General features: G+C 68.1%; 12 protein-coding genes. All 12 read right to left on the reverse strand.

The genetic code is table 11. The features are described from left to right. Positions 1–22: 22 nt before the first annotated feature. Entirely contained in the window at positions 23–466 is a 444-nt protein-coding gene (hisI, locus tag CCA01S_RS04625) for a phosphoribosyl-AMP cyclohydrolase (RefSeq protein WP_066454747.1), read from the reverse strand. After that, on the reverse strand, positions 463–1314 hold the full coding sequence (hisF, locus tag CCA01S_RS04630) for an imidazole glycerol phosphate synthase subunit HisF (protein WP_084386480.1): 852 nt from the start codon (positions 1312–1314) through the stop codon (positions 463–465). The genes hisI and hisF overlap by 4 nt, the downstream gene beginning before the upstream one ends. Further along, positions 1311–2102, reverse strand: a complete 792-nt coding sequence (hisA, locus tag CCA01S_RS04635; protein ID WP_066454754.1) for a 1-(5-phosphoribosyl)-5-[(5-phosphoribosylamino)methylideneamino]imidazole-4-carboxamide isomerase — start codon at positions 2100–2102, stop codon at positions 1311–1313. Before hisA ends, hisF begins: the two co-directional genes overlap by 4 nt. 48 nt (positions 2103–2150) lie before the next feature. Then, the gene (locus tag CCA01S_RS04640) at positions 2151–2870 is read right to left on the reverse strand and encodes an imidazole glycerol phosphate synthase subunit HisH (RefSeq protein ID WP_066454757.1); all 720 of its coding nucleotides are present in this window, start codon (positions 2868–2870) and stop codon (positions 2151–2153) included. Further along, complete coding sequence (hisB, locus tag CCA01S_RS04645; protein WP_066454760.1) at positions 2871–3458, reverse strand: imidazoleglycerol-phosphate dehydratase HisB; 588 nt, start codon at positions 3456–3458, stop codon at positions 2871–2873. It lies immediately after the preceding gene. A gap of 95 nt (positions 3459–3553) precedes the next feature. Next, complete coding sequence (gene hisD, locus CCA01S_RS04650) at positions 3554–4855, reverse strand: histidinol dehydrogenase (protein ID WP_066454763.1); 1302 nt, start codon at positions 4853–4855, stop codon at positions 3554–3556. A 114-nt stretch (positions 4856–4969) separates the two neighbouring features. After that, positions 4970–5635, reverse strand: coding sequence for an ATP phosphoribosyltransferase (gene hisG / locus CCA01S_RS04655; protein WP_066454770.1), 666 nt, complete (start codon positions 5633–5635; stop codon positions 4970–4972). A gap of 21 nt (positions 5636–5656) precedes the next feature. Beyond that, positions 5657–6910: a UDP-N-acetylglucosamine 1-carboxyvinyltransferase gene (murA, locus tag CCA01S_RS04660; protein ID WP_066454773.1), complete on the reverse strand. Its 1254-nt coding sequence runs from the start codon at positions 6908–6910 to the stop codon at positions 5657–5659. Continuing rightward, positions 6903–7154: a BolA family protein gene (locus tag CCA01S_RS04665; RefSeq protein WP_066454775.1), complete on the reverse strand. Its 252-nt coding sequence runs from the start codon at positions 7152–7154 to the stop codon at positions 6903–6905. The genes murA and CCA01S_RS04665 overlap by 8 nt, the downstream gene beginning before the upstream one ends. Positions 7155–7157: 3 nt before the next feature. After that, positions 7158–7916, reverse strand: coding sequence for an ABC transporter permease (locus CCA01S_RS04670; RefSeq protein WP_066454779.1), 759 nt, complete (start codon positions 7914–7916; stop codon positions 7158–7160). A gap of 76 nt (positions 7917–7992) precedes the next feature. Then, positions 7993–8784: an ABC transporter ATP-binding protein gene (locus CCA01S_RS04675; RefSeq protein ID WP_066454781.1), complete on the reverse strand. Its 792-nt coding sequence runs from the start codon at positions 8782–8784 to the stop codon at positions 7993–7995. A gap of 131 nt (positions 8785–8915) precedes the next feature. Beyond that, positions 8916–9557, reverse strand: coding sequence for an MlaC/ttg2D family ABC transporter substrate-binding protein (locus CCA01S_RS04680; protein ID WP_066455144.1), 642 nt, complete (start codon positions 9555–9557; stop codon positions 8916–8918). Positions 9558–9605: the final 48 nt, after the last annotated feature.

Below are 9605 nucleotides of genomic sequence, written 5' to 3' on the forward strand. Positions count from 1 at the left end.
GATGGAAACGGGCGGTGAGCCGTCAGGGGTGCGTGTGGCCTGACCCGTAGATGGCCTGCGGGTCTTTCAGCACGGGGTCTTGCGCGACCCAGGCAGGGTCGGGGCGCGTGCGCTCGAGGCTGCGATAAAAGCAGCGTTCGCGGCCGGTATGGCAGGCGATGCCGCCCACCTGGGTGATTTTCAGCAGCAGCACGTCGCCGTCGCAATCGAGGCGGATGTCGTGCACCTGCTGGACGTGGCCAGATTCTTCGCCCTTGCGCCACAGGCGCTGGCGCGAGCGGGAAAAATAGACGGCCCGGCCCGTGCGCACGGTTTCTTGCACGGCTTCGGCGTTCATCCAGGCCATCATCAGCACGGTGCCCGTGTGCGCGTCTTGTGCGATGGCGGGGATGAGGCCTTGCGCGTCGAAACGCAGCTCGGACAGCCAGGCGGGCGCCGGTTGGGCGGGGACTTGCTGCGGGCTCATCGGCGCACCTGGATGCCCTGGGCGGCCAGATAGTCTTTGGCCTGGGCCAGCGTGTATTGGCCGAAGTGAAAGATGCTGGCGGCCAGCACGGCGCTGGCGTGGCCCTGGAGGACGCCGTCGGCCAGGTGCTGCAACGTGCCCACGCCCCCGGAGGCGATCACGGGGATGGGGACGGCATCGGACACGGCGCGCGTGAGTTCGAGGTCGAACCCCGCTTTGGTGCCGTCACGATCCATGCTGGTGAGCAGCAGTTCGCCCGCACCGAGGTCGGCCATGCGCTGCGCCCACTGCACGGCGTCGATGCCCGTGCCCTTGCGTCCGCCGTGGGTGAAGATTTCCCAGCGGGGGGGCTCGCCGTCGCCCGACACCCGGCGGGCGTCGAGCGCCACGACGATGCATTGCGAGCCGTGGTGGCTGGCGGCTTCGGCCACGAGTTCGGGGCGGGCCACGGCGGCGCTGTTGATGGAGACCTTGTCGGCCCCGGCGTCGAGCAGGCGCTGGATATCGGCCACCTGGCGCACCCCGCCGCCCACAGTGAGGGGGATGAAGACCTGGCGGGCCACGGCTTCGATGATGGGCAGGATGAGGCCGCGGTCGTCGGAGGTGGCGGTGATGTCGAGGAAGGTGAGTTCGTCAGCGCCTTGTTCGTCGTAGCGGCGGGCGATTTCGACCGGGTCGCCCGCGTCGGTGAGGTTGACGAAGTTGACGCCCTTGACCACCCGCCCCGCATTGACGTCCAGGCAGGGGATGATGCGGCAGCACAGGCCGGAGTCAGGTTGGGGGGGCGTGATGTCAGATCGGCTGGCGGGGGCCTGACTTGCCTGCGAGGAGGCGTGCGTGGGGGTCATGCCGACTGCCCGGGCTCGGCGTCCGCCGCGTCGTCGGGGTCGTCTTCGCGTTCGTCGAGCGTGTCGGCCAGCGCCTGGGCCTGGGCGAGGTCGAGCGTGCCTTCGTAGATGCTGCGCCCGAGGATGGCCCCGTCGATGCCTTCGCCCGCGACCGCGCACAAGGCGCGGATGTCGTCCAGCGAGGCCACGCCGCCGGAGGCGATGACCGGGATGCGCACCTGCTGCGCGAGGCGCACGGTGGCTTCGATGTTGACACCGCTGAGCATGCCGTCGCGCCCGATGTCGGTGTAGATGATGGCGTCGCAGCCGTAGTCTTCGAACTTGCGGGCGAGGTCGATGACGTCGTGGCGCGTGAGCTTGGACCAGCCGTCGGTGGCCACCTTGCCGTCGCGCGCGTCGAGCCCGACGATGATGTGGCCGGGAAAGGCTGAGCAGGCATCGCTGAGAAACCCAGGGTCTTTGACGGCGGCCGTGCCGATGATGACGTAGGAGATGCCGTTGTCCAGGTAGTATTCGACGGTGTCGAGGTCGCGGATGCCGCCGCCGATCTGGATGGGGATGTCTTCGTCGGTGGCATCCACGATGGCCTGGATGGCGGCGCGGTTGCGCGGCTTGCCGGCCACGGCGCCGTTGAGGTCAACCAGGTGCAGGCGGCGGGCGCCCTGGTCTACCCACTGCCTGGCCATGGCGGCGGGATCGTCGGAAAAGACGGTGGCATCGGCCAGGTCACCTTGGCGCAGGCGCACGCAGCGCCCGTCTTTGAGGTCGATGGCAGGGATCAGAAGCATGGTCGTCGTGTCAGTGCAGGAGGAACTTGAAAACGGATCCGGATGGATTCAGGGGTGCCAGCGGGCGAAGTTGCGGTACATCCGCAGGCCGGGTGCGGCGCTCTTTTCTGGGTGAAACTGTACGGCAAAAATATTGTCGGCCGCAACGCCGCAGCAAAACGGCTGGCCATAGCGGCTGGTGGCGATGATCAGGGCTGGATCGGCGGGGTCGGCGTAGTAGCTGTGTACGAAATAAAACGGGGTGTCCTGGGCGATGCCGTGCCACAGCGGGTGGGCGCGTGTCTGGGTGACGGCGTTCCAGCCCATGTGCGGCACTTTCAGGCGCATGGCCGGGCCGGGGCCTGTCGCCATCGGCTGCGCGGCGGTGTCGGGCGGCGTCGGGGCTGCGGACAGGCAGCTGGGGCCGTCGGCGACGGGGCGTTCGAAGGCGGGGCCCTGGAAGCGGCGCACGCGCCCCTGGAACAGGCCCAGGCCGGGAGTGTCGCCTTCGTCGCTGTCCTCGAAGAGCATCTGCTCGCCCACGCACACGCCCATGAGCGGCTTGCTGCGGGCGGCCTGCAGGACGGCCTCGCGCAGGCCCGAGGCGTCGAGCGTGTGCATGCAGTCGGGCATGGCGCCCTGGCCGGGAAAGACGATGCGATCCGCCGACTGGATGTCGCCCGCGCTGCGGGCGATGCGGATGGTCTGTTCGGGGGCGGCGGCTTGCAGAGCGCGCGCCACCGAGTGGAAATTGCCCATGCCGTAATCGACGATGGCGATGTGGGCCATTTAGAGCGCCCCCTTGGTGGAGGGGATGGTGCCGCCGGCGCGCGGATCGACTTCCGTGGCCATGCGCAGCGCCCGGCCGAAGGCCTTGAAGATGGTTTCACACTGATGGTGGGCGTTTTCGCCCCGCAGGTTGTCGATGTGCACGGTGGCCTGGGCGTGGTTGACGAAGCCCTGGAAGAATTCGCGCGCCAGATCGACGTCGAAGGTGCCGATGCGTGCGCGGTGGTAATCGACGAAATAGAACAGGCCCGGACGCCCGGAGAGATCGACGACCACGCGTGACAGGGCTTCGTCCAGCGGCACGTAGGCGTGCCCATAGCGGCGCAGGCCCGCCTTGTTGCCCACGGCGGCGGCAAAGGCCTGCCCCAGCGTGATGCCCACGTCTTCGACGCTGTGGTGGTCGTCGATGTGGGTGTCGCCCTGGCAGTGGATGTCGAGGTCGAACAGGCCGTGGCGGGCGATCTGGTCGAGCATGTGATCGAGAAAGGGCACGCCGGTGGCCAGCGTGCGTGCCCCGGTGCCGTCGAGGTTGATGCTGACGCGGATGCGGGTTTCCTGGGTGTTGCGTTCGATCGTGGCGGTGCGCATGACGTGAGACTGAGCCTGGTGATTAAGCGGGGTGAAGGCCGCGGGGAGGGCGGGGGCTGGCTGCCGGGTATCTGCTGCGGGGCGGCATGCGGGCGTCAGGGGTCGAGGCGCAGCGTGGCGCTGGCCGCGTGGGCGTGCAGCCCCTCGCCGGTGGCCAGCACTGCGGCGATACGCCCCAGGGTTTGCGCCCCGGCCTTGGAGACCTGGATGAGGCTGCTGCGCTTTTGAAAGTCGTAGACGCCCAGCGGAGACGAGAAGCGCGCCGTGCGCGCCGTGGGCAGCACGTGGTTGGGCCCGGCGCAGTAGTCGCCCAGGGATTCGGAACTGTAGGCGCCCAGGAAGATGGCGCCCGCGTGGCGGATGTGCGGCAACAGGGCCTGCGGGTCTTGCACCGAGAGTTCGAGGTGTTCGGGGGCGATGCGGTTGACGATCTCGCAGGCCTGCCGCAGGCTGGCCGTGTGGATGAGTGCGCCGCGCTTGGCAAGGCTGGTGCGCAGGATGTGTGCGCGCGGCTGGCCGGGCAGCAGGCGTTCGATGGCGGCGTAGACGGCATCCAGGTAGGCCGCGTCGGGGCACAGCAGGATGGCCTGGGCGAGTTCGTCGTGTTCGGCTTGCGAGAAGAGGTCGATGGCCAGCCAGTCGGCGGGCGTGCTGCCGTCGGCCAGGATGAGGATCTCGGAGGGCCCGGCGATCATGTCGATGCCCACGGTGCCGAAGACGCGGCGCTTGGCGGCGGCCACGTAGGCGTTGCCCGGGCCGACAATCTTGTCCACGGCGGGCAGCGTTTGCGTGCCGTAGGCCAGGGCGCCCACGGCCTGGGCCCCGCCGATGGCGAAGACACGATCGACCCCGCCCAGCGCGGCGGCGGCCAGCACCATGGGGTTGCGCGTGCCGCCCGGCGTGGGGGTGACCATGATGAGTTCGGGCACGCCGGCCACCTTGGCCGGGATGGCGTTCATCAGCACCGAGGACGGGTAGGCGGCCTTGCCGCCGGGCACGTACAGGCCCACGCGGTCGAGCGGGGTGATTTTCTGCCCCAGCAGCGTGCCGTCGGGTTCGGTGTAGGTCCAGGTGTCGGCGCGTTGGCGTTCGTGGTAGCTGCGCACGCGCTGGGCGGCGGCCTGCAGGGCGGCGCGCTGGTCGGCGGGCAGACCGTCGAGCGCCGCCTGCCAGTCGGCGCGCGGGATTTCGAGGGCCGAGAGCTGCGTGGCCTGCACGTGGTCGAAGCGTGCAGTGTAGTCGAGCACGGCGGCGTCGCCGCGGCTTTGCACGTCGTGCAGGATGTCGCGCACCGTGGACTCGATGGATTCGTCCTGCGAGGCGTCGTAGGCCAGCAGCTGGGTGAGTGCGGCGTCGAAATCGGCGGCACGGGCATCGAGACGGTTGATGAGCGACATGACAGTTTGAGCGTGTAAAAGGCTATCTTACCGAATTTGCCGCAGGCGGGCGCTCAGGCATGTTGCCGACCGTGTCTGTGCCGGGCGCCGTGGGGGCTGCCCGGCGGGCGGGCCTCAGGCCATCTGGGTGGAGGCCTGGGCGAAGGCATCCAGAAACGGCTGCAGGCGCGGGCCGTGCATCTTGAGGGCGGCCTGGTTGACGATCAGGCGCGAGGAAATCTGGCGGATTTCCTCGACTTCGACCAGCTGGTTGGCGCGCAGCGTGCCGCCCGACGAGACCAGATCGACGATGCAGTCGGCCAGGCCCACCAGCGGGGCGAGTTCCATCGAGCCGTAGAGCTTGATGATGTCCACGTGCACGCCCTTGGCGGCGAAGTGCTCGCGGGCGGCACGCACGTATTTGGTGGCGACGCGCAGGCGCGAGCCCTGGCGCACGGCGATCTGGTAGTCGAAACCCTTGGGGGCCGCCACGCACAGGCGGCAGCGCGCGATGTTGAGGTCGATGGGCTGATACAGGCCGCCCGGGTGCTGGGCCATGTGCTCATAGAGCACGTCTTTGCCGGCGATGCCGAAATCGGCCGCGCCGTACTGTACGTAGGTGGGTACGTCGGAGGCGCGCACGATGATGATGCGCAGGGCGTCGGAGTCGGTGGGCAGGATCAGCTTGCGCGAGGTTTCGGGGTTTTCGGGCACCCCCACTCCCGCGGCGGCCAGCAGCGGCAGGGTTTCTTCGAAGATGCGCCCTTTGGACAGGGCCAGGGTGAGGGGGGCTTGTGCCATGTGGTGTCTCGCTGATCGGGCTTATTGGATGCGCTGGATGTCGGCGCCCAGGGCCTGGAGTTTACGCTCCATACGTTCGTAGCCGCGATCCAGGTGGTAGATGCGCTCGACGGTGGTCTGCCCCTGGGCGGCCAGGCCGGCGATGACCAGGCTGGCCGAGGCACGCAGGTCGGTGGCCATGACGGTGGCGCCCAGCAGCTGCTCGCCGCCCTTGACCACGGCGGTGTGACCGTCGATTTCGATGTCGGCGCCCATGCGGCAGAGTTCTTGCACGTGCATGAAGCGGTTTTCGAAGATGTTCTCGGTGATGACGGCGGTGCCTTCGGCCAGGGTGTTGAGCGCCATGAGCTGGGCCTGCATGTCGGTGGGAAAGCCGGGGTATTCGCTGGTGCGAAAGCCCGTGGCCTGTGGGCGGCGGTGCATGCGGGCGCGGATCCAGTCGGGGCCGGTGGTGATGTCGAGCCCCGTGTCGCGCAGCTTGTCGAGCACGGCACCCAGGGTGTCGGGTGCCGCGCGGCGCAGCGTGATGTCGCCGCCCGTGGCCGCCACGGCGCACAGAAAGGTGCCGGCTTCGATGCGGTCGGGCACGATGTGGTGGCGCGCCCCGTGCAGCTGCCCGACCCCGTCGATCACGATGCGGTCGGTGCCGTGGCCTTCGATGCGCGCGCCCATGGCGATGAGCATGTTGGCCAGATCGACGACTTCGGGTTCGCAGGCGGCGTTTTCCAGCACGGTGCGGCCTTCGGCCAGGGTAGCCGCCATCAGCAGGTTTTCTGTGCCGGTGACGGTGACCATGTCGGTGAGGATGTTGGCGCCGCGCAGGCGCGGGGCCTCGGCGACGACGAAACCGTGCTCGATGTGGATGCTGGCGCCCATGGCCGCCAACCCCTTGATGTGCTGGTCAACGGGGCGCTGGCCGATGGCGCAACCGCCGGGCAGGCTGACGCGGGCGCGCCCGAAGCGCGCCAGCAGGGGGCCGAGCACCAGGATCGAGGCGCGCATGGTCTTCACCAGCTCGTAGGGCGCTTCCTGGCTGTGGATGTGATCGGCCTGCAGCGTGACCTGTTCGTCGCCGGGGCGCTGGGTGCGCACGCCCATGCGTTCGAGCAGCGACAGGGTGGTGCCGATGTCGCGCAGGGCCGGGACGTTGTCCAGCTCGACGGCGTCGGCGGTGAGCAAGGCAGCGCACAGGATGGGCAGGGCGGCGTTCTTGGCCCCCGAGATGGTGACCTCGCCTTGCAGGGGGCGTCCGCCCTGGATCAGCAGCTTATCCATTGTCTTGCGAGGCCGCGTATTCGGCGGGGGTGAGGTTGCGCATGGACAGTGCGTGGATTTCGGCGCGCATGCGGTCGCCCAGTGCCTGGTAGACCGTGCGGTGGCGCGCCAGGGTGTTCTGGCCTTCGAAGGCCTTGCTGACGATGAGCGCTTCGAAGTGGGCGCCGTCGCCATAGACTTCGAGGTGCTCGCAGTCGAGGTGCTCGGCGATGTATTGGCGGACGTGTTCGGGGGTCGGCTGCATGGCTTAACTCCGTAGTTTGTAGCCGCGCGCCAGCAGGCGCAGGGCGAAGAGGCTGAGGGCGACGGCGACGGCCAGCACGACGGCCAGGCCAAGCCAGGGAGAAACGTCGGACACCGCGAAGAAACCGTAGCGGAAACCGTCGATCATGTAGAACACCGGGTTCCAGCGCGAGACGGCCTGCCAGAAGGGCGGCAGGCTGTGGATGGAGTAGAACACACCCGAGAGGAAGGTGGCGGGCACGATGAGAAAATTCTGGAAGGCGGCCAGCTGGTCGAATTTTTCCGACCAGAGGCCGGCAATGAGCCCCAGCGTGCCCAGTATCCAACAGGACAGCACGGCAAACGCCAGCATCCACAGCGGCGCCGTGACCGGCAGGCGCACGAAGAACAGCGCCACGGCCCAGATGCACAGGCCCACGCACAGGCCGCGCGTCACCGAGGCGACCAGGTAGGCGGTGAAGATCTGCCGGTGCGAAAACGGCGGCAGCAGCACGAAGATGAGGTTGCCGGTGATGCGGCTCTGGATGAGCGAGGACGAGGGGTTGGCAAAGCTGTTTTGCAGCATGCTCATCATCATCAGGCCAGGGATGAGAAAGGCGGTGTACGGCAGGCTGTTGTACACCTGCACGCGGTCTTCCAGGACGTGCGAGAAGATCAGCAGGTACAGCAGCGCCGTGACGACGGGTGCCGCAATGGTTTGCAGGCCCACCTTCCAGAAGCGCATCAGTTCTTTGTGCAGCAGGGTGGGAAAGCCCGACCCCATCGCCGGGCGAGCTTGAGAAACGGGACGGATCACGACGAGGCCTTGTCTGTAGCGGGTGAAACGGCGGGGGTGCGGCTCATGGCGCGACCTCGACGAGCGAGTCGTCGTGCATGATGTGCACGAAGGCGTCTTCGAGGTCGCGGCCGCCGAAGCGCGCCATGATGGCCTGGGTGGTGTCCAGGGCGACGATGTGGCCGGCCTTGAGCATGGCCACGCGCCCGCACAGGGATTCGGCTTCTTCGAGGTAGTGGGTGGTGAGCAGGATGGTGTGGCCCGCCTGGTTCAGCCGCGTGATGAAATCCCACAGGGTGCGGCGCAGATCGACGTCCACCCCGGCCGTGGGTTCGTCGAGAATGATGACCGGCGGGCGGTGCACCAGCGCCTGGGCCACCAGTACGCGGCGTTTCATGCCGCCCGAGAGCGCGCGCATGTTGGTTTCGGATTTGTCGAGCAGGCCCAGGTTGTCGAGGATTTCGTCGATCCAGTCGTCGTTGTTGCGCAGGCCGAAGTAGCCCGATTGCAGGCGCAGGGTTTCACGCACCGTGAAGAAGGGGTCGTAGACGATTTCCTGGGGCACCACCCCCAGCGACTGCCGGGCGCGGCGAAAATCGGCGACCACGTCGTAGTCGCAGACGCGCGCCGTGCCCCGCGTGGCGTGGGCCAGGCCCGCCAGGATGGAGATGAGCGTGGTCTTGCCGGCCCCGTTGGGGCCCAGCAGGCCGAAGAATTCGCCGTGTTCGACGGTCAGGCTGACGTCGTGCAGGGCTTGAAAGCCCCGGGGGGCGGGGCGCCTCAGCAGGCGCTCGCGCAGGGGCTGATGCGCCGGCGCGTAAATCTTGGAAATATGTTGCAGGTCGAGAGCAGGCATGTCGGGCGGGAAAACCCCAAGTGGGCACCACCCAGCATTATATCGTTTGCCGCTGCCTTGCCTGAATGGCGGGTATGAACCCGGCGGCCGCGCATCAGCGGGGCGTCCGGCCGCTGTGCCGATAGGCCGGGCTAGCCACCGTTCTTGGCGTTCAGGGCCTGGATGAGGCCGTCGATGCCGCTGCGGGCGATTTCCTGGGAAAACTGGTTGCGGTAGTTCTGGATGAGCCAGATGCCTTCGACGGCCAGGTCGTAGACTTTCCAGCCCGCGTCGGTCTGCTCCAGGCGGTAATCGACGTTGATGGGCGAGCTGTTGGATTGCGACACGGTGGTGCGCACGACGGCGTCGCCCGTGGCGTCGTCACCGCGGAAGGGCAGCAGGGCCATGGAGGTGTCGGGGGTCACCTTGGTGAAGGCGCCGCTATAGGTGCGGATGAGCGTGCCCATGAAGGCGTCCACCAGCGCCTGCTGCTGGGCGGGCGTGGCCTGGCGCCAGTAGCGTCCGGCGGCCAGGCGGGTGGTCTTGTTCATGTCCACGTACGGCAGCGCGTATTCGCGCACCAGGGCGGTGATGTGGCTGGTGTCGCCCTGCAGCGCCTTGGGGTCGGCCTTGACGGCGTCGAGCATGTTGCCGGCCACGGCCATCATGAAGGCGTCGGGGGCCGCCTTGGGGTTGACGGCCTGCCTGGCTTGTGCGGCAGGCAGCACGGCCAGGCTCAGGGCCAGCCCCAGCAGCGCGGTGCGGCTGGATTGGAAAAAACGGGAGAAGAACATCGTCATGGTTGGAGGCTCCGGGGGGTCGGGACGGGCGCCGACACCCGA

It is taken from the genome of Castellaniella caeni NBRC 101664, assembly GCF_001592225.1.
GTDB lineage: Bacteria > Pseudomonadota > Gammaproteobacteria > Burkholderiales > Burkholderiaceae_B > Castellaniella > Castellaniella caeni.

Bases quoted from the DNA above. Each gene is read 5' to 3' on its own strand.
- hisD (WP_066454763.1), bottom strand. From the start codon at position 4,855: ATGTCGCTCATCAACCGTCTCGATGCCCGTGCCGCCGATTTCGACGCC.
- murA (WP_066454773.1), bottom strand. From the start codon at position 6,910: ATGGATAAGCTGCTGATCCAGGGCGGACGCCCCCTGCAAGGCGAGGTC.
- CCA01S_RS04675 (WP_066454781.1), bottom strand. From the start codon at position 8,784: ATGCCTGCTCTCGACCTGCAACATATTTCCAAGATTTACGCGCCGGCG.
- hisA (WP_066454754.1), bottom strand. From the start codon at position 2,102: ATGCTTCTGATCCCTGCCATCGACCTCAAAGACGGGCGCTGCGTGCGC.
- CCA01S_RS04640 (WP_066454757.1), bottom strand. From the start codon at position 2,870: ATGGCCCACATCGCCATCGTCGATTACGGCATGGGCAATTTCCACTCG.
- CCA01S_RS04665 (WP_066454775.1), bottom strand. From the start codon at position 7,154: ATGCAGCCGACCCCCGAACACGTCCGCCAATACATCGCCGAGCACCTC.
- CCA01S_RS04680 (WP_066455144.1), bottom strand. From the start codon at position 9,557: ATGTTCTTCTCCCGTTTTTTCCAATCCAGCCGCACCGCGCTGCTGGGG.
- CCA01S_RS04670 (WP_066454779.1), bottom strand. From the start codon at position 7,916: ATGGGGTCGGGCTTTCCCACCCTGCTGCACAAAGAACTGATGCGCTTC.
- hisB (WP_066454760.1), bottom strand. From the start codon at position 3,458: ATGCGCACCGCCACGATCGAACGCAACACCCAGGAAACCCGCATCCGC.
- hisI (WP_066454747.1), bottom strand. From the start codon at position 466: ATGAGCCCGCAGCAAGTCCCCGCCCAACCGGCGCCCGCCTGGCTGTCC.
- hisG (WP_066454770.1), bottom strand. From the start codon at position 5,635: ATGGCACAAGCCCCCCTCACCCTGGCCCTGTCCAAAGGGCGCATCTTC.
- hisF (WP_084386480.1), bottom strand. From the start codon at position 1,314: ATGACCCCCACGCACGCCTCCTCGCAGGCAAGTCAGGCCCCCGCCAGC.